The organism is Paenibacillus sp. NPDC056722 (genome assembly GCF_042790635.1).
Classification (GTDB): domain Bacteria; phylum Bacillota; class Bacilli; order Paenibacillales; family Paenibacillaceae; genus Paenibacillus_AQ; species Paenibacillus_AQ agri.
Map to the genome: position 1 here is coordinate 337,660 of NZ_JBHTYV010000005.1, position 20,456 is coordinate 358,115.

21 protein-coding genes are annotated in these 20,456 nt (G+C 49.2%); 5 read left to right on the forward strand and 16 right to left on the reverse strand.

The features are described 5' to 3' along the window. Positions 1-40: 40 nt before the first annotated feature. From ACFRAM_RS15440 to ACFRAM_RS15450, 3 genes are all read right to left on the reverse strand, one after another. Complete coding sequence (locus ACFRAM_RS15440) at positions 41-1,339, reverse strand: polysaccharide deacetylase family protein (RefSeq protein ID WP_379466585.1); 1,299 nt, start codon at positions 1,337-1,339, stop codon at positions 41-43. A gap of 5 nt (positions 1,340-1,344) precedes the next feature. Continuing rightward, positions 1,345-2,004 (reverse strand): hypothetical protein, encoded by a 660-nt coding sequence (locus tag ACFRAM_RS15445; RefSeq protein WP_379466586.1) that lies wholly within the window; start codon positions 2,002-2,004, stop codon positions 1,345-1,347. Between the two features lie 273 nt (positions 2,005-2,277). Beyond that, a complete protein-coding gene (locus tag ACFRAM_RS15450) occupies positions 2,278-2,940 on the reverse strand; it encodes a glycosyltransferase (RefSeq protein ID WP_379466587.1) in 663 nt (220 codons plus the stop codon). A 149-nt stretch (positions 2,941-3,089) separates the two neighbouring features. Here ACFRAM_RS15450 and ACFRAM_RS15455 point away from each other — a divergent pair, with 149 nt between their 5' ends. Then, a complete protein-coding gene (locus tag ACFRAM_RS15455; RefSeq protein ID WP_379466588.1) occupies positions 3,090-4,076 on the forward strand; it encodes a BadF/BadG/BcrA/BcrD ATPase family protein in 987 nt (328 codons plus the stop codon). Between the two features lie 117 nt (positions 4,077-4,193). On the opposite strand, the gene ACFRAM_RS15460 is transcribed toward ACFRAM_RS15455, so the two are convergent. The 4 genes from ACFRAM_RS15460 to ACFRAM_RS15475 all read right to left on the reverse strand — a co-directional run bounded on the left by ACFRAM_RS15460 (position 4,194) and on the right by ACFRAM_RS15475 (position 7,725). Then, complete coding sequence (locus tag ACFRAM_RS15460) at positions 4,194-4,550, reverse strand: nucleotide excision repair endonuclease (protein ID WP_175373400.1); 357 nt, start codon at positions 4,548-4,550, stop codon at positions 4,194-4,196. A 94-nt stretch (positions 4,551-4,644) separates the two neighbouring features. Then, positions 4,645-5,631 carry an NAD-dependent epimerase/dehydratase family protein gene (locus ACFRAM_RS15465; RefSeq protein ID WP_379466702.1) on the reverse strand — a complete coding sequence of 329 codons (987 nt, stop codon included), beginning with the start codon at positions 5,629-5,631 and terminating at the stop codon, positions 4,645-4,647. 104 nt (positions 5,632-5,735) lie between these two features. Beyond that, a complete protein-coding gene (locus tag ACFRAM_RS15470; RefSeq protein ID WP_379466589.1) occupies positions 5,736-6,293 on the reverse strand; it encodes a TetR/AcrR family transcriptional regulator in 558 nt (185 codons plus the stop codon). A 223-nt stretch (positions 6,294-6,516) separates the two neighbouring features. After that, on the reverse strand, positions 6,517-7,725 hold the full coding sequence (locus ACFRAM_RS15475; protein ID WP_379466590.1) for a nitric oxide synthase oxygenase: 1,209 nt from the start codon (positions 7,723-7,725) through the stop codon (positions 6,517-6,519). 371 nt (positions 7,726-8,096) lie between these two features. Between ACFRAM_RS15475 and udk the strand changes: the two genes are divergently transcribed. Further along, positions 8,097-8,732, forward strand: a complete 636-nt coding sequence (udk, locus tag ACFRAM_RS15480; RefSeq protein ID WP_175373403.1) for a uridine kinase — start codon at positions 8,097-8,099, stop codon at positions 8,730-8,732. A 110-nt stretch (positions 8,733-8,842) separates the two neighbouring features. On the opposite strand, the gene ACFRAM_RS15485 is transcribed toward udk, so the two are convergent. The 5 genes from ACFRAM_RS15485 to ACFRAM_RS15505 all read right to left on the reverse strand — a co-directional run bounded on the left by ACFRAM_RS15485 (position 8,843) and on the right by ACFRAM_RS15505 (position 13,140). Next, entirely contained in the window at positions 8,843-9,325 is a 483-nt protein-coding gene (locus ACFRAM_RS15485) for a GyrI-like domain-containing protein (RefSeq protein ID WP_379466591.1), read from the reverse strand. 91 nt (positions 9,326-9,416) lie between these two features. Beyond that, the gene (locus tag ACFRAM_RS15490; protein WP_379466592.1) at positions 9,417-10,247 is read right to left on the reverse strand and encodes an energy-coupling factor transporter transmembrane component T family protein; all 831 of its coding nucleotides are present in this window, start codon (positions 10,245-10,247) and stop codon (positions 9,417-9,419) included. Continuing rightward, positions 10,244-11,950: an ABC transporter ATP-binding protein gene (locus ACFRAM_RS15495; RefSeq protein WP_379466703.1), complete on the reverse strand. Its 1,707-nt coding sequence runs from the start codon at positions 11,948-11,950 to the stop codon at positions 10,244-10,246. Before ACFRAM_RS15495 ends, ACFRAM_RS15490 begins: the two co-directional genes overlap by 4 nt. Before the next feature lie 115 nt (positions 11,951-12,065). Then, positions 12,066-12,635 (reverse strand): ECF-type riboflavin transporter substrate-binding protein, encoded by a 570-nt coding sequence (locus ACFRAM_RS15500; RefSeq protein ID WP_379466593.1) that lies wholly within the window; start codon positions 12,633-12,635, stop codon positions 12,066-12,068. A gap of 235 nt (positions 12,636-12,870) precedes the next feature. Beyond that, on the reverse strand, positions 12,871-13,140 hold the full coding sequence (locus ACFRAM_RS15505; protein ID WP_379466594.1) for a hypothetical protein: 270 nt from the start codon (positions 13,138-13,140) through the stop codon (positions 12,871-12,873). A gap of 173 nt (positions 13,141-13,313) precedes the next feature. On the opposite strand from ACFRAM_RS15505, the gene ACFRAM_RS15510 reads away from it, so the two are divergent. Continuing rightward, a complete protein-coding gene (locus tag ACFRAM_RS15510; protein WP_379466595.1) occupies positions 13,314-14,417 on the forward strand; it encodes a GIY-YIG nuclease family protein in 1,104 nt (367 codons plus the stop codon). 178 nt (positions 14,418-14,595) lie between these two features. Here the strand turns inward: ACFRAM_RS15510 and ACFRAM_RS15515 are convergent, their stop codons facing one another. The 4 genes from ACFRAM_RS15515 to ACFRAM_RS15530 all read right to left on the reverse strand — a co-directional run bounded on the left by ACFRAM_RS15515 (position 14,596) and on the right by ACFRAM_RS15530 (position 18,609). Then, positions 14,596-14,940 carry a zinc ribbon domain-containing protein YjdM gene (locus ACFRAM_RS15515; RefSeq protein WP_066378195.1) on the reverse strand — a complete coding sequence of 115 codons (345 nt, stop codon included), beginning with the start codon at positions 14,938-14,940 and terminating at the stop codon, positions 14,596-14,598. Positions 14,941-15,029: 89 nt separating this feature from the next. Further along, positions 15,030-16,157 (reverse strand): DNA polymerase III subunit beta, encoded by a 1,128-nt coding sequence (gene dnaN / locus ACFRAM_RS15520; protein ID WP_379466596.1) that lies wholly within the window; start codon positions 16,155-16,157, stop codon positions 15,030-15,032. A gap of 24 nt (positions 16,158-16,181) precedes the next feature. Then, positions 16,182-16,418 carry a ribbon-helix-helix domain-containing protein gene (locus ACFRAM_RS15525; protein ID WP_379466597.1) on the reverse strand — a complete coding sequence of 79 codons (237 nt, stop codon included), beginning with the start codon at positions 16,416-16,418 and terminating at the stop codon, positions 16,182-16,184. Positions 16,419-16,683: 265 nt separating this feature from the next. Further along, positions 16,684-18,609: an ATP-binding protein gene (locus ACFRAM_RS15530; protein WP_379466598.1), complete on the reverse strand. Its 1,926-nt coding sequence runs from the start codon at positions 18,607-18,609 to the stop codon at positions 16,684-16,686. 191 nt (positions 18,610-18,800) lie between these two features. Between ACFRAM_RS15530 and ACFRAM_RS15535 the strand changes: the two genes are divergently transcribed. Together ACFRAM_RS15535 and tlp are read left to right on the forward strand one after the other, a co-directional pair. Then, positions 18,801-19,664: an aldo/keto reductase gene (locus ACFRAM_RS15535; protein WP_379466599.1), complete on the forward strand. Its 864-nt coding sequence runs from the start codon at positions 18,801-18,803 to the stop codon at positions 19,662-19,664. Between the two features lie 163 nt (positions 19,665-19,827). Further along, a complete protein-coding gene (gene tlp / locus ACFRAM_RS15540; protein WP_175373413.1) occupies positions 19,828-20,052 on the forward strand; it encodes a small acid-soluble spore protein Tlp in 225 nt (74 codons plus the stop codon). Positions 20,053-20,456 lie beyond the last annotated feature (404 nt).

Below are 20,456 nucleotides of genomic sequence, written 5' to 3' on the forward strand. Positions count from 1 at the left end.
AGCGTATCCGCTAATTCACGGATACGCTTCTTAAGTCTTGCTATTTGAATATAACAAATTTCAGATCCTTCGCTTTCAGATACTCAATAATTTCTGGCAGAGCTTCCACCGTTATTTTCTTCTCATGCATGAGAAAGATCGCTCCAGAGGGATCAACGCTATGGAAATACTGAATCAGTTCTTCCGGTGCTTTCTTCCGCCAATCCTCCGTGTCCCGGTTCCACATAAGTACCTTCATCTGCTGCTCCGCCGCCTTACGCGATACCTTGGCATCTATGGCTCCATAAGGCGGTCGGAAGAGAGAAATCGGTGCACCTGTAATCTTTTGCAGCGCTTGACTAGCTTTGGCCAGATTCGCCTTGTTCACAGCTTCACTGTTCGCCGTCAGCTTGCTATGATCCCAGGAATGATTGCCGATTGACATCCCCTTGGCCAAGGCATATCTTGCCTCATCCGGATGATGCACCGCGTTTTTCCCTATGAACAGGAAGGTCGCTTTCACGCCATGCTCCACCAGAATATCCACGATCTCTTGAGTATACTTGGATGGCCCGTCATCAAAGGACAGCGCGACATACCCTTTGGGCAGTTTAGATGTATATTTACTCTTGTCTATGACAACTTCTTCAATTGGCAGAGCCTGTTGCTGGGGCTTATGGGAGGCTTGTGGAGGAACTACAGGTTCTGCAGAGGGAGTTAGCGGAACAGTGTCGGAGACATTGTTTAGCTGAGGAAGAACAGGCGCAGGAAAGCTGGCCGTCGGCTGCTCTGCAATTTCAGAGTGTTCGAGTGCCTCTTCATTCTTGACCGAGAGTGCACGGTCTACGCTTAAGGGGGACAACAACAATAGAATACATACTAGGGCAAGCAGTACAACGGGGCCTACTCGCCGCTTTACGACGGATTTAGCTCGCTCTTTTGTAGAGTCGGCCACACTGCTCACCTGTTCACTTCGGAATAACGGCTGGTGAAGTTCGGGCACCGTCTCCTCCGCTTGGACAATACGTTCTATAGCTTTTAACTCATTCAATTGAGATACATAATACTGTGAGCAGGCAAAATACAGCGTTTCATTGAATGTGGACTTCATTCTGATGAGCGTGCTGTAATATATATTCCGAAACGGGTCCCATTTGGGGTAAAGCGACAACCTAACTCTGTCCGAGTCAAAAGGGCCCAGTGCATTCAATTGGCTATATGTATATTCATCCAGTTCAAGAATACGTATGTTATACCCATTGCCGTCCGTCAAGCCTACCTCAATCTCATAACCATCTTGTCCCTTACCAAGTGACAAGAGTTCTATCATTACCGTGCTGTCGGTTTCACTCGCGGACATGGAGCCTATACGTCCCCGTTTCCTTCTTTGCGCTCATTACCCGTGTTGCCGAAAGGTACGGACATACGGTTGGTAAAGTCGCTGATCATACTTGAGAGGTAGGTTTTTTCTTGCCGCACGGTGTCGTATTTCTGCTTCAGATGAGCATTCTCTGTTTCCAGACGCCCGATCTTTTCTTCCAGCTCATTCATTTTCTTGAGCTTTTCCGCATGTGCTTCATTGTGCTTCTGCACTAGATTCACATATTTCTGTTGCTCCAGATCGATGCTATTCTTGAGTTCGTCAATTTCGGTAGACAAGGACGCCTGAAGCTCCCGGTAATCTTCCAGTACCTGATCAACCTTCAGATTCTTTTCGATCAGCTTCTTTTCCAGCTCCATAACATTCTTTTCTCTCTCGTCGATGACCTTGCTGAGATTCTTAATATCACGGTTGAGCCGTTCCACGTGCCCGTTCGTATGCGTAAGGCGGTCCTGAAGCTCATGTATGTTCGTCTCAGCATGCTGTCTGGCCTGAATCATCTGCTCCACGGCAAAAATCAAATCAAGCGATTTCTTATCGAGCTGCGCTTTACCTGTCGAAATCATGCCCACAGGCTGCTCTAAGACATCCACGATCTCTGTTTCGATTTCAGGCTCCTCAGAAATTTGCATCTTTTGAACCATATTTGGCCTCTGCTGCTTATCGGCTGTTTCTTTCTTTTTAAAAAAGGGAGAAATCATCTATTCCAATCACCTCAATTATAAATGTCAAAATATGTCGACCCTTTACGAGTCTATTATAGTTTAATTGTTCAGGTGATTAGTGAGCCTTTATATCTAACTTTGTCATTTGTTACTTAAGACCTATTTTATTGAGTTAAGGATTTCACTGTCCTTCTCTAGGCCCTCCTCCCTATAAAAAAAGAAGCACCCTTTCGGGTGCCTTGGAGTGAATCATTATTTAAATTGTTCTGGGAACTGCTTAATAATGCCCCCGCTTAAAATGTCAGCCAGCATAAGCATATGCTGCAGATTCTTGTCGAAAACAGCAATATCCGTGTCCCAGTTCTTGCCGAGCCTTGCTACCACTTCTTCCGTAACATATTGAAGATGGGTATACAGCATCTCCTTCAGCTCTTTCTCCGACCAATTCGGATTGAGACTGCTGAGGAATTTGGCAATATCGTCGGCATTTCGGTGCCACTCTTTGTTGTATTTTTCCAGATCGGCCCCATTGCCAGCCTTTGCAGCCTCAAGAACTTTGCCGGCCAGCAGGATATGTTCCTTCAGCAACTTAGCCAGCTTATTGCCTGCTGCCTCTCCATAGAAAGGCTTGATGGCATCTCCGATATCCTGCTGGTTCTTCAGCAGTCTATCCAATGTCTTATCCTTATCTTCAAGGCCTGCCAAAGCACTGACAATATAGCTTCTTGTCCAGAGGACGTGATCGCTCCACAGCTTTCTGAGGTCTTCTTTAAGTTTAACCTGCGCAGGACTCACACACTGCTTGCCCACGCGAGCAGACACGCTTTCTGAAGCTTGAGCTGCTTGAACTGATGCCGGGGTCACGCTGATTGTAACGAATGCGCACAGCAATATTAGCTTTAACCATCTACTCATGTAATATCTTCTCCTTTAAGCTGCAAATTGAATATCGTGTAATAGTGTAGACTAACCCGCTTATTTCATTCATCGTTTCAGATTCAGGTCCTTTCATCGGCCGCGGCTTCCCCCTATAATGGTTGTGAATATAGCCAAGGAGGGCTCCTATGCTTGAGAATCAGGAAGTGGTTATCGGAATAGATGGGGGAGGTACCCATACTCGGGTAATGGTCAGTAGCCTGGATGGGCGTATTCTCTCTTATATCGAGAGCGGGGCAGCATGGGTACATAAAGATATGCAGGCCACACACAATGTGAAACAGGGAATACACGAGGCTTTACAAGTAGCAGGCAAGACACTGGGCGATGTGAGCGGGCTTGCTGCCGGCATTGCTGGCTATGATTCAGAAGAGGATCTGGAATGGGTGAAAGCGCTAACTGATGTGGAAGGACTGAACTGCCCGAAGTGGCATTACAATGATGCGGTCGCTGCACATTACGGAGCACTTCTCACGAAGCCTGGCATCGTTGCCCTCTCCGGTACAGGGTCAATCATAGTCGCATTGAAGGAAGACGGACAGCTTATCAGAAATTATGATTTCCATCATTACACGAGAAGTGGCGCACGCTTTCTGGCTTACGATGCCGTATATGAAGTGCTGGCGGGGCATTCGGATGAGACAGATCAGGAACTGATCGGGGATATGCTCTGTCACTGGGACGTAAGCACGATTCAGGAGCTGTGGCAGCTCGGCCAAAGGGGATTTACCACAGACAGTAGAGACCGGGATCGCAAATTCGAGCGGTTCACACCCTGTATCACTGAAGCAGCCTCCAAGGGGAGTTGCCTGGCGGGACGGGTATCAGACCGGGCGATCTATCAGTTGAAGGTGGGCATAGAACTGGTGGCTCCATATCTGACAAGCGATACCGTTCCGGTCGCGTTCATTGGGAGCGTGATTAACAGTAGCTATTTCAAAGACAAGTTGTCGGTACTACTGGGCAATGGCCACAATAAAGTCTTTTCCATCGTAGAGCCGCGCTTCACCCCTGTCACGGGGTCCGTGCTATACGCGATCAGCCGGGTATCCGGCGACGGCATACAGGAGCGCCTGCTTTGTAATTTGGAAAAAAGTGTCCACACCCGGCCTTGACGGACACCTGAAAGGGGTCTTTATTGCGTGCGGAGCACCAGCAGTGCCTTCGCGGACCTTATATTACGAAACAAGCGTCTGCCGAGAGAGGCAGACGCTTGTTTTTGCTCAAAACACTTATTTGTAGAACACTTTATCCACATTGTATTTGGCTTTTCCGGTATTGATGATGTACGTTTCGTAAATCTCTCTGTCCATCGCATCTTCCACGAGGTACACTTCAATCTTGGTGACTTCGTCGCGGTGCTGTTTGATCGGCGAAACGCTGTCTTCAAAATGCTTCTTGATTCTTGGTCTGAGCTTTCTGGCTTTGCCTACAAACAACAGCTCGTCCTTGTCATTGTAGAACATGAAGATTCCGCCCAGCTCACGGGTAATCAGGTGGAAATCGGTAAATCCGTAGATGTTGCTAAGCACTGGATTCTCTTGTTTGGTAATGGTAACTTCCGGTGTCGGAATGGTGATATTGATCATTTGTAAGAGTCACTTCCTCTGTCTATATAGAACTAAATCTTATCACAGTTCATCACGCAACACCATTTCTAACTTCAGCAAATCAGCCGTGGGTTCAGGACTTGGCCTTCACCAGAACCTGACGGCGCTTAATGGCTTGAATTGTCTCTGTAATGCCCTTCTCATAAGGGGTTGCGGGGATCGGCCCGATCAGACGCTCGTACTTTTTACCACTTAAACGCAGCGGTTCTTCCGTCAGATACAGCATCTCCACAATCTCCTTCATCACCGGGATAAACAGACCCAGCAGGGAGAGACTAGGTTTGCCGAGCGGTATCACCATTTTAGATGTTCCACTGGCCTTTCGGGCGATGTTAACAATGTCCCGCCCAGAGATAACATCTGCGCCTGGAATATTCCAGTTCTGTCCATAGGCTTCTTCTCGGCTTGCCAATTCAACAATCATCACGGCCGCATCTGGAAGATACACATATTCCCGCGGCACGGTCATCGTTCCGACGAACGCCCCCGGCTTACCAGCAGCAATTGATGCAAGTGTCGTCCCTAAATAGGAAGCATCGTTAGCTGTAGGGCCATAATAATCAGGCAGACGCACAATCATTCTCTTCGTATGGTTCCAGCGCGGGCTGAAGAACATGCGCTCGAACTCCAGCTTCTTCTTTCCCTTCTTGGTATGCGGATTCTTGGGATAATCCTCATCGATAGGCTTCTCATTATGTCGTCTGCCATAGGGATAAATTCCATCTACAGCCACTACTTTGGTGCCTAATCTGTTCGCAGCTTCCATCACCGATTCCCCCATAGGGAGCAGACGCGTAATCATTTCGTTGTAAGGGACCGAAGCACTGTGAAAAATAACATCAACGCCCTGCGCAGCCGAGTACACATCCTCGCTGTTGAACACATCCCCTGTCGTCAGAGTCAGACCGGCCGGATGGCCCAAGTCTGCCGCCAGCTGCTCCAGCTTGGGCATGGATCGGCCGAAGGCTACTGTGTGCACCCCTCTTTTTAACAGCTCCGCAATAATTACAGTTCCCGTTCCGCCCGTTGCACCCAGCACTAAAGCTTTTTTCAATAACATCATAATTCCTCCTTGTTATATTGTTAGTGATTAATCAATAACTAATGATGAAAAAAATCTCTAAGGGCATTTGCCCTTAGAATGTCTGCATTATGCTTGGTTCGCTATGGCTTCTTCGGATGCTTCGGCTTCAGCTGAGGCATCTCTAAGGCCATTGCAATATTGCACAACATACCGTTCGCCATAAAGCTGCTGACTAGCACCTCAGGATTCGGCATTCCAGCAGCAATGAATTTCCCTTCCACAAGGCTCGTCACTCTGCTCATTCCACCCTGCATTGTCTGCCGGATCAACTCATCGCGGATACCTAGAGCCTGAACCTGAAGAATAATCTCATTGGGATGCGTCTCCATCAGCAGCTCGTAAGTGCGGATCGCCTCCTGAAGCAGAGTGTCAGCCGATGCCTTAACGCCTTGAAAAGCTTGAACAATACGTTCAAATGACCGTTCCAAAGCCGCTATGAACAACTCTTCCTTGTTCTTGAAGACCTTGAATACATAAGGCTGGGAAATGCCTACCTTCTCGGCAACCTGAGCTGTCGTAGCCCGATAATAGCCATGCTCCGCAAAGACAACAACCGCGGCCTCCAAAATCTGCTCCCGGCGGTTGATAGAGGGCGATTCATCAGCCTTGCCACGGGTCGTAGTCGATTCTTTGCTCATCTTAACCTCCTTGCAGCATTTCATTCGATTGGTTATTGATCAATCACTCTCTTGGGATGAGTATAATCCTCTCCTATCCAAAAAGCAATCCCTAATTGCAGCTGTCAGCCATCTGGGGGTTGCTTAGTGCTTACCTAAAAGGATGAACCCTTTGTGCGTCTTATATAAAAATGAATTTGGTCAGACAGCCGTTGCAATACATGGTTGAAACGCCTGCAGACGCTCAGGACTTATGGTGAAAAGGACATACCAGTTCCGCCCCACTGTCTTCGGCCCCTGTATCGTCAGACTTCTCCTGATTCAGTCCAGTTCCATCCAGCCAACCTGTATAAGCGGCTTTTTGATACCGGAAACGCGGACGCAGATCCAACTCCTTCAAGGTGCTGTCATACCAGATGGGGGTGGCCGAAGGCGACATTGGCGGGATTAGCCAGTTCCAGCGGCCCGAGACCTCGCGGCCCACTTCCTGTTCCTGCTGCTGGAACCTGACGAACTGGTCTGCCGCCGTATGATGGTCCACGATGCTGACACCGGCCTGCTTGAACGAATGCAGTACCGCCCGGTTCAATTCCAGCATAGCCCGGTCCTTCCAGAGCGAAGTGTTCGTGGAACGGTCCAGCCCCATCAGGTCGGCGACTGCCGGCAGGCGATTGTATCTTCCAGTATCCCCAAGATTGCGGGAGCCGATTTCGGTCTCCATATACCATCCGTTAAAAGGAGCCGCTGTGTACTGGATACCGCCGATTTCAAGCTGCATATCCGAGATGATCGGCACCGAATACCAGCGCAGCCCAAGCTCCGGGAACCGCTCGATTTCAGGATGGGTAAGCGGCACTTCCCTGATGAGAGACCCAGGAATTGGATACCAGCGAGGCTTCCCGTTGCCAATCGAGACCACCAGCGGTAGCACATCGAAGTCACCGCCTGTTCCCTGCCAGCCCAGTTGCTGACATACTGCGGTGAAAGCGTCGGAAGCAGGGTCGCCGGAACGCTTACCCCCCGGCGTCTCTGCCGGATAACCGGCATAGCGGATCAGTTGATGATTCCAGATGCGAATTCGACTTGCCGGGTCTTCCCCACTGCGGAATATAGTGATTACGGACCGAATGCGCCCTCTGTTGCCAGCTCTTTCGATGTGCTGAAGCAGAGCTTCCGCAATCTGGTCCTCGGTCTCTGCCTGACGAGCGTCAATGACCTCCATCGTGTGCCAGAATAAACGGCCAATACAGCGGCTGTTATTCCGCCAAGCCATGCGTGCCCCATGCGTCAGCTCTTCTCCGGTATGGCGGTAGGTCCCCGTGCTTGCAATCTCCCTCTGTACCTCCGAAATACGCTTCTCCAGCTCCGCTTCAGATGATCCCAATTCCTGATGACAACCTCTGAGGAAGACCTCCGCTTGCGCCTTCAGCTCCTCCACATTACTGTTTTCCATGCTGCCCACTCCCCGATCTATGGCTAATCCGCCCCATTTCTTTGAACAAAGTATACCATCTATCGCATGCCGTCCACATCTCTTGCACAGGACCCCGGCTGGCATATCTCCCTTTGCATCCATGTACAGTCCCCGACAGCCCTGCTTCTGCAACCCCAGTTGAAATCATCCATTAACCTATTTTCAATAAAAGTCCTCTGTTTCATGCAAAAATCACGCGTGTAACAGCCTTCCGTATGGCTGAATTCTCAATATTGCCGTATTTTAAAAAATGCCAGTTTTCATTTGTCGTATCGTGATGAAAAAATGTTGTCGCTGTGCTACAATATTGGAATTGCAACGGCAATGGTTAGGGAGGATATTAAATCGCCATGCTTATTATTGGTATCGCCGGCGGCACCGGATCGGGTAAAACCACGGTGGCTCGTTCCGTCATAGACCGGCTTGGGACGGGCAAAGTAACATTCATATCTCAGGATAACTACTATAAAGACCATTCGCATCTCAACATGGAAGAGCGGTCCCTGATCAACTATGATCATCCGTTCGCCTTTGACAATGAGCTGCTGATTGCGCATCTTAAAGAGCTGAAGCAAGGGCTCGCTGCCCAGGCTCCAGTATACGATTTTACGGTTCATGCACGTTCCACCACAGAGACAGAAGAACTGTTGCCGAACAACATCGTTATCATCGAAGGACTTCATGTCTTGTCGGATGAGCATTTGCGGGACATGCTCGATATCAAAGTCTTCGTCGATACCGATCCTGATGTACGTATTCTTCGCCGCGTACTCCGCGATATCGAAGAGCGTGGCCGGACCATCCAGTCGATTCACCAACAATATCTGACTACGGTGAAGCCGATGCACGAAGCTTTTATTGAGCCTTCCAAGAAATACGCGGATCTCATTATCCCTGAAGGTGGAGAGAATGAGGTCGGTATACACCTGCTGTCCGTCCTGACCGAGAAATATTTGACGGGCGACCAACAATGGTCCGGAGCGTAAGCTACCGGGCACACAACAGCGGGAAAGAAGAATATTACCGCTGAATTATATAAGAAAAGGCAGACCCTCAGGGTCTGCCTCGGGCTGCCGGGAATACCGGCAGCTTTTTTCTATTCTACAGCAATATAAATCTGGACCTCTACACCCGCCGCATCAAACTTACGGGCATCGTACAGCTCAAAATCACCAGAATAAGTACGCTTCTCCGGCGAATCCTTGAAATACTGCCAGATCTCCGCCCAAGTCTGCGGAACCACTACTTCCATTGGCCCTTTTGCAGTTGTGAACACCATATAATTGCTCTCCGGTACGACAGCATGGGCAAACCCGCTCTCCTTATGGATCTCGGCGCTTCCGTGCTCATGACCAAGCAAGATCGTATAAGCACCCGTGAAGTCACTTTCATATTCCGTATACAGCCCATAAGTCAGATGAGGGTTAGAGGCACCTGTCACCTCCGCCAGATTAGCTTGGGAAAATTGTGCCCACAGTCCCGGAATCACTCCGTTCGGACCGGCCTCCTCCGCATTTGTCGTCCGTGCACTTATTCCTGTCAGGATCATTTCTGGCTTGCGAACAATCTGGGTATGCATATACTCTGTCCTCTTTTCTCCGTATTTGTGGCTTATTATACAGAAGCAAAGTAGACACCCCTCTGTCCAGTTTCATAAAATCAGGTAATTATTATACAAAGATATTATAAAACCGTGAGCCGTCATAAAAAGTAATCACGGCCGACGCTGCCGCAATGAGGATAATCAAAGCCAAGGCGATATAGTCGCTCTTGGTGAACGGTCGCAAGCTGTACCAGGTGCGTTTGCTGCCCCGGCCAAACCCGCGCAGCTCCATGGCCGTGCTGATCTTGTCAATCCTCTCCACACTGGTCAGAATGAGCGGGAACAGGATAGCAGCGATATTTTTCAGCCGGGTCGGCAGCTTTTCCTTACGGGAGGTATCAATACCTCTTGCCTGGGCAGAGAATGAAATATTCTCATAATCACGCTGGATGTCGGGAATATAGCGGAGAGCCAGCGAGACGGAATAAGCAATCCGGTAATTCACGCCAATCCGGTTCAGCGAAGCGGCAAATTCACTGGGGTCCGTAGTCAGCAGGAATAATAACGCCATCGGGATGACCACGGCATATTTAAGCGCAATGTTTAATTGGTAGAACAGCTGCTCCCAAGTGACGGTATACCGTCCGGCAATATGGAAAATATCATGTCGCGTGCCGTATATGGATACGCCCTCCAGCGGTGAAAAGAGGAAGATAGCCAGATGGTTCAGGACGAAAAAGATCAGAATAAAGTATAGAACAAATGCGTACTGCTGAAACGGTACCCGAGAGATTTTAAAGACAAATAGACTGAACAACAGCATGACCATCAGCACTCTCGTATCATAGGTGATCATTGCAGAAACCGACCAAAGCACGAAAAACAGCAGCTTGGTCGCGCCAGTCAGACGGTGGATCGGTGTGTCCAAGTCGGTATAGGATAGCATCTTAACCTTCATCCTTGGCGAGCCTCCCTGTCAAAAGCAATAAAACGTCTGACAAACTCGGAGGGCTGCTCAATCTCCGCACGTTCTGCCAGCCTGTACAGCGAGGTTTCCTTCAAATTAGCGCTGTGTATAATGGCCTTATCGGATAGAACACGTTCCGGACGATCGTCGGCGATCTTTCGGCCATCCGCCAGTACAATGGTCCGCTGTGCATATTCCAGCATAAGGTGCATGTCATGAGTGATCATAATGACCGTTATCCCCTGCTTGCTTAGACCCAGTAGGAATTCCATCATTTCATTGTAATGACGGTAATCCTGGCCGGCTGTAGGCTCATCCAGGATAATAATCTCCGGCTGCAGCACCAGAATGGAGGCAATCGTCACCCGCTTCTTCTGGCCATAACTGAGCGCAGAGACCGGCCAGTTGCGGAACGGATACAATCCACAGACCTGAAGCACTTCGTGCACCCGCTTCTCAATGTCGCTCTCCGCCATACCGCGAACCTTAAGCCCCAGGGCCACTTCATCAAAGATCATCGTCTTCGAGATCATGTGATTGGGGTTCTGCATGACAAAGCCGATTCGGCTGGCCCGTTCCTTGATCGAATCGGAGCCGATATCACGCCCATTCATTAAGATCGAGCCCGATGAAGGACGGTAAAATCCACAAATCAGCTTGGATACCGTTGATTTGCCGGCCCCGTTCTTTCCAGCAATAGACACCATTTCCCCCTTGCCGAGCTTTAAGGACACCCCGTGCAGTACCGGATGCTTCTTCTCATAGCCGAACGAGAGATCCCGCAGCTCCAGTACAGGTGGGCAATCCGGGTACTCTGGCTGTTCGTCATTGGCAAGGTACCAGTCTCTAAGCTTGTCAGCAGATTCTGCAAGCCCGATTGTTTCTATATGCTCCGGCTTGATATCAGGCGTAATGGAACAGCCTGCATATTTCAGCACGGTTAGATACAGCGGCTCGCGAATACCGGCCTCCTGAAGCAATCCCGAGCTAAGCAGCTCCGCAGCCGGGAGATCTGCCGCAATACGTCCCTCATTGATAACAATGATGCGGTCTACCGCACGATGCAGCACATCCTCCAGCCGGTGTTCGATGATAATGACTGTTTTGCCAGTCTGCTGCTGTACCCGATCGATTAGCTCAATCGTCTTGGTCCCTGTATAGGGATCGAGACTGGCTAGCGGTTCATCGAACAGCAGAATATCAACCTCGCCCACCAGTACACCGGCGAGGGTTGTTTTTTGCTTTTGCCCGCCCGATAACTCCTGAGGTGAAGCTCCCAGAAAATCGTAAATATCCACAGCGTGGGCGGCCTCGGTTACTTTTCCCGTCATCTCGCTCTGGGGAACGGCATCGTTCTCCAGCTTGAAGGCGATATCCTCGCCAACGGTGAGCCCGACGAACTGTCCGTCAGGGTCTTGCAGGACTGTTCCTACCCGCTCCGACAACCCGGCAATTCCCAGCTCCTGCTGATCTTGACCCATAACACGCAGGTTACCGCTGATTTCTCCCGGATAAGTGGCAGGAATTAACCCATTGATGGCGTGGGCCAGAGTGCTTTTACCCGATCCGGAGGGGCCTACAATTAACACCTTCTCCCCTTCGTAGATCGTCAGGTTAATGTCATGAAGCGTGGGCTCAGTCTGAGCCCGGTATTGAAAACTAAAATTCGTAAATTCGATTACCGCTCTATTCATCATTCATACATGACCTTCCTCAGAGTTGGTTTGGCTTAACAGGCAAGGGATTTATGTTTTATGGCAATGGAAAAGCCGGTGATACTCACCGGCCTTTGGTTTGGATTGTAGGGGATTATGCCTGCTTGGTCAAGCTTCCCTTTTTGGTTCTTGTGTTGCTGTATGCGATGGCAAGCAGTGTGCCGATTACCGCTACAGAGACAATGTTGAACAATGCAGCCGTTATCCCTTGTGTAAATACTTTGTTGGCCGGTTCTGCGTAAATAAGAATATCGAGAACTGGAGCCACCAGTAACCAAGCTACAACGTTAGCAATAATCTGGGCAATGTTGAAACGAATGATTTCTTTTCTCCCGAACTCCCCATCATGAATAGAAATCTTGCGTACAATCAGTCCAATGATCAGACCAACCACCCCGGAAGCAATAACCCAACTGAACCATGGTGAACCGTAGGAAATTGCATCCTTCAACGTGTGTCCGATCAAGCCGATCAGCAGCCCTGCTGTAGGACCGTATAGCAGCGCGAACAATGCCAGTATTGCATAATTGGTCTCAATACTGGTATTGGGGATACCCGTTGGGATGGAACCGAACCTTCCCAGAATGACGAACAGCGCCGAACCGATGCCGATCGCTACAATCGTCTTAATGGATAATATCTTTCCCTTTGCCATCTTCTTCATCTCCCCTGTGTTCATAAATTATCTTACGCTTGCAACCACACTATGAAGCCATGAAGTAAGCATCTTATGTATGTAATTATCCATTAATTATACATCGGATTAGTGGGTATTTCTATAGCGCATTCTGTACTATTTTAAATAAAAATCAGTTAAATTAGAAGTTATTTTCGCAAAAACAGCCCTCATTGCTGCAATCAGCATTTGAGGGCTGCATCAACTTTATGCGCAACCGCTATCAGCGGTTACTATTATCCAGCGAAGACAGGCGATCCTTCTCATCGGCAAGTAACTCCTCAGCCAACTCCGCGCCCTTACCGTTAAACACCCGCCGCGCCTCATGGACCGCTTGTTCCGTATGCTCCAGCCGGTTCTCGGCCTGTTCGACCGTCTGTTCGTTCGGATGGCTCAACGCCTGGGATACTGCATCGTGCAGCTTCTTTACTGACCGCTGTGCCTGGGTCACCACATTGTCTTCTTTCCAACTGGTATCATTGCTATTATTCATGGATGAGATTGTCCCCCTTCTGGCATTCCTGCTGCTCCTGATTAGGATGGATAAGAGGGGTTCATCTTATGCATCCCCAATTAAGAGATCGACCTCATCCCTATTCTTTATACGCCTTGGCCCATCGTCTATACTTGAGCTATAGATGAATCTGAAGCCACGGAGGGATACATATGAATCTGACGGAAAAGGTAAAAAACCTCCCTTTAACCCCCGGCGTATATTTAATGAAAGACAGTCTGGGAAATATCATTTATGTCGGCAAGGCCAAGGCCTTGAAGAGACGGGTCCAGTCCTATTTTCAAGACTCCAAATCCCATTCGCCCAAGGTCAAACGTCTCGTCAAAAACATTAAAGACCTGGATTATACACTGACGGATACCGAATTCGAAGCCTTTATGCTGGAGTGCACATTAATCAAGGAGCTTAAGCCGCCTTATAATAAAAAAATGAAGAATCCCCTCGCCTACACCTATATCGTGATCCGAACCGAAAGTGACCGGCGGAGGATTGAAGTATCCTATGACTCCGGGGACGGTGCCGAACAAGGCGATGAGCGATTATTGTTTGGTCCTTACACAAGCCGAAGCACTGCGGAGCGGGCGGTACAGGGAGTGCTCGAGAGTTACAGCATTCTATGTAGCAATCCCCACTCTAAAACAGCTTCGCTTTGCCTCAACCACTCCCTTGGCTTGTGTATCGGGATGTGCGCTGGCGGGGAAGCCCTGGTCACATACAACGGCATTATGGACCGCTTTGTTGCCCTCTTGGACGGGACAGATATGAGTATACTGGAAGGTATGGAACAGCGAATGGCGGATGCTGCGGAGAATTATAATTATGAAGCCGCAGCCAAATACCGCGATTATATTGGAGCAGTACGCTCCCTGCTGCAGAAAGAGAAGGTCATTGAGTTTGCGGGAGCAAATCAGCGGATTGCGATGGTTGAACCCATGAACGACCGGACACTCAAGCTATTGTTGCTGCAGGGCAACCGTATTCTTTTTCAAACCAAGCTTGAATCAGAGGATTTCAGTAACGCCAGTCTGCAGACAGAGATTACGACAATCATCAGAGATAACTTTCGGAGCAGTCCACTTCAGCGATCGGCTGACATCAGCAGGCATGAGATTGATGAGGCCCAGATTATATATAGTTATCTTAAGGGCAACTCGTGTAGCCACATGATTATTCGCGAAGAGTGGCTTGCTCCAGAGAATGAGGCGATAATGGACGAAGCTGTGCGTGAGATGCTGCTAAACTGTTATGCCATTTGAATAGCCGCTGAGGTAGCTCCCCAGTTCCACAACAAAAACCAGCATACCCTTTCGCATAGGGGCACCCCGTGACTGTGAGACAAGCTGGAATTCCTGGAAAGATCGCTGATTTGTGATGATTTTCTAAAAAAGCACCCTGTTCTCCATGAGAAACAGAATGCTTGCTGCCAGGCGTAAGCTATACTTTTTTGACAAATTCTGATTTCAGCTTCATCGCACCAAAACCGTCGATTTTGCAATCAATATCATGATCGCCTTCAACCAGGCGAATGTTCTTGACTCTTGTGCCTATTTTGACAACGAGGGAGCTTCCTTTCACCTTGAGATCCTTAATCACAGTTACGGTATCGCCATCGCTGAGCACATTTCCATTGGCATCCTTGATGACCTTCGCTTCTTCGCTGTCATGCTCGGCTTCTGCTCCCGGGGACCATTCATGGCCGCACTCCGGGCAGACCAGCATTCCTCGATCTTCATAAGCGTATTCCGATTGGCATTCCGGGCAGTTTGGTAAAGTAGACATGAATTCTTAAACTCCATTCGATAAATTGATAGTCGTACCATACAAGTATAGGGGAAGTTGGGAGAGGGTTCCACTATATATGGCTATTATCAGTTCGCGGTCCTTACAGGCGTAATCAGAAATAGCATAGATGCAGAGAGGTCTTGCGGCAAAATAACAAGCGGCCCCATGATTCCCGTAAATCTGAATCTGACATACTCACAATCTATACAACGAAGAATATCGAGGAGGAAGGTCGCATTCAAGGAAATCCTGAAATCCTCGCCGTTCTTTTCTAATAGGGCAACCTGATCCAGAACATCCCCTATCTCCGCCGTTTGCGACAATAGCTCCAGACTGCCCCCCGAAACAACCAGCCTAATAATACTCCCCGAAGCCAACACAGACACGCGCTCCACCGCCTGCAATAGAGATACCGTCTTCACCGTGAGTTCGGATGAAAAAGACTGTGGAATCAGCTTCTCTACAGATGGATAGGCCCCCTCAAGGAGAGCGGACTGAACATGCAGTTCTTTTGACGTAAATTGGATCTGGTTAGCCCCCACTTCAATAACGGTCGTCCCCTGCTCGTCCTTCAGCATCTTGGATACTTCATAGAGATTGACTCCAGGGATAACGCCCTGGATATGAATAGCCCCAGCATGTTCCACAGTTAGGGTGCGGGAAGCGAGACGAACGCCATCGGTAGCGATTAAACTAAGCACTTCATTGTTACACTCGAAAAACACTCCCGTCAGTACCGGCCTAGTCTCGGAAGTGGAGACTGCACAAGCAACCTGCCTAACGGCTGATTTTAGCACGGCATTATTAATGCTAAACCTTGCTACCGTGTGACGATCTGTCTTTTGAATCGTAGGGAACGTTGCCGAATCCATTCCGCACAACCGGATATGAGCATCTCCTGAAGAAAGGAGCAGTATCCTCTGTTCTGTAGTCTCCAATCTGATAGACCCCGGTTCGAGCTTGCGAACGATCTCATATAAATACCGTGCAGGTACAACAATGGCACCGTCCTCTTGTTCCAGCGTGGAGCTAGTGGTCAGAGAAATTCTGTATTCTATGGTCATATTCGTATTGCTTGACGTAAAGATCAGGACATCCTGATTCTTACGAATGCTAACCCCTGACAGGATAGGGATGAGATGATTTACTGAAACGGCCTTTAGCACATGCTGGAGCGCATGCAGAAGAGAATCCTTAGTTACACTGACCCGCATAGATGACCCTGCCTCCCGATTACACTAATTCGAATAATAAGCTTCAATCATCTTGCGGATGAGCTCCGAACGGGACACTTCATCATCAGCACATTGCTTCTCAAGCTTGTTCCATAGTTCCTCCGTTAAGGTTAAGGAGACCTTCTTGGTCACCCCGATTCCCTTTCTACCCGCTCCTTCACGAAGTCCCCCTCGGGTGAATACAAAACCAAGCTGCCCCTCCTTATTAGCAACATCCACCTTAATCTTCTTGTTGTCCATATGATCACCATTTCATTTTTTTGAATTAGGTTACCTATATCAATGTTCCATTGACTAATTCTACCATAGGGAGATATCTGCTGACAATATTTTGAACGCAACTATATTCAGAAGGCTAGCTCCTAACAAAAAAACTGACCAGGCAAGCCAAAGCTCGCACACCGTCAGTTATGTTATTCATTATTGGCTTTAAAAAAGAGTGTTAGAATCTACAAAATTCGCTCTTGAATCACGCGACCGGAGTGAATTCCTATAAAAGGATAGGTTAAGCCGTGTAAATATCTCCATTGCCTTGGGCTGACATCAACAACTCTTTACCTTTCAGGGCCTTGTTCAACGCCTTCAGGTTCTCATGATCATGGGGAGCCGGCAGCAATCTGGACAGCCACAGCAATCCCTCGCTCCAATTGCCTTCCAGAGACCAGAACTCGCATAGGGAGCCGGCAATCCGCAGTCCCGTTCCCTCGGGATCGTCTTGCGAATACGCCCATTGCAGAGCGGCACGCAAATTATCGTACTCGGCCCTGATCTTCGCAAGCGCAATGGAGGTATTGCCGTCTTTGACTTCCTGCTCTATCTCTTCAATGAAACGGGCAAAATACCCCGCATGAAGCCGGTAAATATGTTCTTTATCTGCACCGTGCACCCTGTGGCATTCCAGCTGGCAGGATTCCAGCTTTTCCTGTGCGTATTGCTTCACCGGGGCCAGCAGGGCATAGGTCATCCGGTCCGAGGACGTGGAGCTATGCATGGAAACTAAGGATTTATTGACCAGATTGGCGAAAAGATCTAAAATCTCTTCCTTCTTAAGCGAGCAAGGCTCCTGATGTCTTGGACGATACACACAGACCTCTTCCACGGTCTCCAGCGTAAATTCGCCCATGAAAACACTTAATAGCCGGAATAGCAGCTGTTCCTTCTCGGACAGTAAGGAATAACTCCAGTCCATGGTCGCCTTCAGGGTCTGTTGACGCGGAGTGGCTGTTCTTTTGCCTGTGGTGAGAAAACCCAGCAGATCAGTAAGCCGTTCATTGATCTGCTCCAGGGACAGCACGTTCATCCGGGCCGCAGCTAGCTCCAGTGCCAACGGATTGCCCTCCAGCTTCCGGCAGATGTCACCGATAAGTACAGCTTGCGCCTCTTGGACCTTGAAATGGGGGAGGAGCAAGGTGGCCCGCTCGACGAACAGTTGGACCGATTCATACTCCATCAATCGCCCATAGGATAACTCTTGCTCAGGAGGCATACTTAAAGCTCGGACCGGGTAACGGTTCTCTCCCGGCAGGTTCAGCGGTTCCTGACTTGTGGCCAGAATAACGAGGGCAGGGGCGAACGCCAACAAGGACTCTGCAACCACCGCGCAAGCGTCGATCAGGTGCTCACAATTATCGAAGATAAAGAGCATGCTTTTATTCTGAATAGCATCCAGAACAGTCTCCATTGAAGTCCGCCCCTGCCGATCCTCTAGCCCAAGAGTAGACAGCATGTAAGCAACGACCAGCTGTGGATCAGACACCGCTGCAAATTCGAACAGCCAAATGCCATCCGGATAGCTAACCGCCAAGGAGGAGGCAAGATGAAGGGCGAAAGAAGTTTTCCCGCTTCCACCGGGACCTGTTAAGGTGACCAAGGAGGATTGGCGCAGCAGATCATGGAGCTCGGCAAGCTGCGGTACGCGTCCGACGAAGCTGGATAGCTGAACCGGCAGATTGCCCGCGGGGCGCTGCTTGAGTACGGAGTAATCAGTGGCCCTGACTGCCGGCTCCGCCGGGTCATTAGGGAACTGTGTTTTCAATCCCTTTTGCTGAATAACAGAACGGTTAGGTGCTGCCCCTCTATCAGCTAAAATCTGTGCAAACCAGTTCTCGTCGAACTCAGGGTAATAACGGTACGTACCGGGTCTGCTGTCATATACCTGCTTAACGGATTGCCATAGCAGCCCCGCTTCCTGCCGTTCAGTCCCGGGCAAAAACGCCGCTTCCTCCACATATGCCTGCACCAGCCTTTGCAAGTTATGTGCACTGGGCAATCTGTCTCCGCCTTCCCACTGTTGAATAGCTCTTGTATCCACGCCAACCCGCAAAGCCAGATCACGCTGGCGTAAGCTCTTCATCCGGGACGCAGAGGGTCTGATTCTGAGCATCTTCATAAGCTCTTCCGGCTGCATCAGATCTTGAGTGTTGTGCGACATAGGCAATGCACCTCCCTAGGTGGCTTCAAAGGACAGAAATAACTTGTAACATGCATGTCAAACACGAACCAACATGAACAGAGCGCACGAACACATGTGTATTCTGCAAAATAATAACTCTTGATACAATTTAATCATGTTAGAGCATGGATAAGCAATCACCAAAAACTCACTAAACAGGGAGGAAAAACATGAGTCAAAATCAAGTTACCGCAGAGGCATCCGGCACTTATACCCTAGGAGATTTGCAAGTTAATCGTCTTGGGTTCGGCACGTTGCAACTAAGCGGTCCGGGTGCCTGGGGACATCCGGCTGACCCGAAAGAAGCTGTACGCGTCTTGCGACGCGCCGTGGAGCTTGGCGTGAACTTCATTGATACCGCTGACGCATATGGCCCACTGGTCACGGATGTATTAATTAAGGAGGCTCTGCACCCTTATGCGGATCACCTTATCATCGCTGCCAAAGTAGGGGTTGCCCGGCCAACTCCCCAAGATTGGGTGCCAGTAGGCCGACCGGCGTATCTTCGTCAGCAGGTTGAACTGAACCTGCGCCATCTGGGCCTGGAGCGGATTGATCTCTTGCAGCTCCACCGGATTGATCCCCAAGTTCCGCTGGCCGAGCAACTGGGAGAGCTGGTACGTCTTCAGCAAGAAGGAAAAATTCGGCACATTGGACTTAGCGAAGTGAGCGTTGAGCAGCTGGAGGAAGCCGGTAAAACCGCAAGCATCGTATCCGTCCAGAACCTCTATAATCTGGCTAACCGGGATGCAGAAGCCGTACTCGATTATACAATCGCCAATCAGATCGCTTTCATTCCATGGTTCCCGCTTGCGACAGGTGAACTGGGCAAAGCTGGTGGCCCGCTGGATGACCTGGCACAGCGCCTTGGGTCACAGCCGGCCCAGTTGGCCCTCGCTTGGCTGCTGAAGCGCGCCGCCAATATTCTCCCGATTCCTGGAACTTCATCCGTAAATCATCTGGAGCAAAATATTGCCGCAGCCGGCCTAGAGTTAAGCGATGAGGACTTTGACACGCTAACTCATACTGTGTAACTGCTTAACCATCTTCCCTTCCGTCCTTGAGGCGGGAGGTTTTTTTAATATCGAGCCATCGCCTGTATAGGAGTCTATGCATAAAATGAGCCGGCAACGATCAACCTACTTGTTAGCTCCCAAGTCAGTCGGGTGCTTCAATGATCAGGAGGCGATCTAAGCAATGGCAAAGCCAGATAATCGGGCAGATAATGTAGAACATTTGCAGCAAAGTATCCAGAATACGCAAGAGAACCTGCAGGAAGCTGAAGGCTACCTGAACGAATTCTCTTCAGAGCTGGACAGCAAGGAACGAGCTCAGATTGAGGACAAAAATGCACGCCGCAAACAGAGCATTCGCAGCTTCAAGGAAGAAGTCAAAGACGAAGCTGCTCATGCCGAGGAATAGAGAAGGACGCCCGCTGAGGGCGTCTTTTTTTAATGAAAAAGGGATCTATATAAGTCGAACAAAAGAAATTAACAACTAGCTAAGATAAGCGAACGGGACGTTTGAGGCTGTGTAAGCGCAAAGCGCTCGCCTGAAAGCTTTCCATAGGAAAGCTAGTACCGTAACATAGACCGTCGATAGCAAAACCTATGATCCATGGCTGTTCAAATCCATCGATATCACTAGAAGCGGTATATTCCCCTTCACCAATCGTCTTAACAATGAAAAAAGAGGGACCTCCTCAACTAAGAGCATTTTCGTACCTTATTTTTCCTCAATATAGGTAAATGAGGGACATAAGGGCATTATTGTATCTTATTTTTCGAAAAATCATGTTGAACCGGGGCTTCTGGAAGAATTAAGGT

Excerpts from the sequence above, each read along its gene's own strand:
- dnaN (WP_379466596.1), bottom strand. The coding sequence starts at position 16,157 with ATGCGGGTCAGTGTAACTAAGGATTCTCTTCTGCATGCGCTCCAGCAT.
- ACFRAM_RS15485 (WP_379466591.1), bottom strand. The coding sequence starts at position 9,325 with ATGCATACCCAGATTGTTCGCAAGCCAGAAATGATCCTGACAGGAATA.
- udk (WP_175373403.1), top strand. The coding sequence starts at position 8,097 with ATGCTTATTATTGGTATCGCCGGCGGCACCGGATCGGGTAAAACCACG.
- ACFRAM_RS15475 (WP_379466590.1), bottom strand. The coding sequence starts at position 7,725 with ATGGAAAACAGTAATGTGGAGGAGCTGAAGGCGCAAGCGGAGGTCTTC.
- ACFRAM_RS15440 (WP_379466585.1), bottom strand. The coding sequence starts at position 1,339 with ATGTCCGCGAGTGAAACCGACAGCACGGTAATGATAGAACTCTTGTCA.
- ACFRAM_RS15495 (WP_379466703.1), bottom strand. The coding sequence starts at position 11,950 with ATGAATAGAGCGGTAATCGAATTTACGAATTTTAGTTTTCAATACCGG.
- ACFRAM_RS15530 (WP_379466598.1), bottom strand. The coding sequence starts at position 18,609 with ATGTCGCACAACACTCAAGATCTGATGCAGCCGGAAGAGCTTATGAAG.
- ACFRAM_RS15505 (WP_379466594.1), bottom strand. The coding sequence starts at position 13,140 with ATGAATAATAGCAATGATACCAGTTGGAAAGAAGACAATGTGGTGACC.
- ACFRAM_RS15465 (WP_379466702.1), bottom strand. The coding sequence starts at position 5,631 with ATGTTATTGAAAAAAGCTTTAGTGCTGGGTGCAACGGGCGGAACGGGA.
- ACFRAM_RS15525 (WP_379466597.1), bottom strand. The coding sequence starts at position 16,418 with ATGGACAACAAGAAGATTAAGGTGGATGTTGCTAATAAGGAGGGGCAG.
- ACFRAM_RS15445 (WP_379466586.1), bottom strand. The coding sequence starts at position 2,004 with ATGGTTCAAAAGATGCAAATTTCTGAGGAGCCTGAAATCGAAACAGAG.
- ACFRAM_RS15510 (WP_379466595.1), top strand. The coding sequence starts at position 13,314 with ATGAATCTGACGGAAAAGGTAAAAAACCTCCCTTTAACCCCCGGCGTA.
- tlp (WP_175373413.1), top strand. The coding sequence starts at position 19,828 with ATGGCAAAGCCAGATAATCGGGCAGATAATGTAGAACATTTGCAGCAA.
- ACFRAM_RS15535 (WP_379466599.1), top strand. The coding sequence starts at position 18,801 with ATGAGTCAAAATCAAGTTACCGCAGAGGCATCCGGCACTTATACCCTA.
- ACFRAM_RS15455 (WP_379466588.1), top strand. The coding sequence starts at position 3,090 with ATGCTTGAGAATCAGGAAGTGGTTATCGGAATAGATGGGGGAGGTACC.
- ACFRAM_RS15470 (WP_379466589.1), bottom strand. The coding sequence starts at position 6,293 with ATGAGCAAAGAATCGACTACGACCCGTGGCAAGGCTGATGAATCGCCC.
- ACFRAM_RS15500 (WP_379466593.1), bottom strand. The coding sequence starts at position 12,635 with ATGAAGAAGATGGCAAAGGGAAAGATATTATCCATTAAGACGATTGTA.
- ACFRAM_RS15490 (WP_379466592.1), bottom strand. The coding sequence starts at position 10,247 with ATGAAGGTTAAGATGCTATCCTATACCGACTTGGACACACCGATCCAC.
- ACFRAM_RS15515 (WP_066378195.1), bottom strand. The coding sequence starts at position 14,940 with ATGTCTACTTTACCAAACTGCCCGGAATGCCAATCGGAATACGCTTAT.
- ACFRAM_RS15460 (WP_175373400.1), bottom strand. The coding sequence starts at position 4,550 with ATGATCAATATCACCATTCCGACACCGGAAGTTACCATTACCAAACAA.
- ACFRAM_RS15450 (WP_379466587.1), bottom strand. The coding sequence starts at position 2,940 with ATGAGTAGATGGTTAAAGCTAATATTGCTGTGCGCATTCGTTACAATC.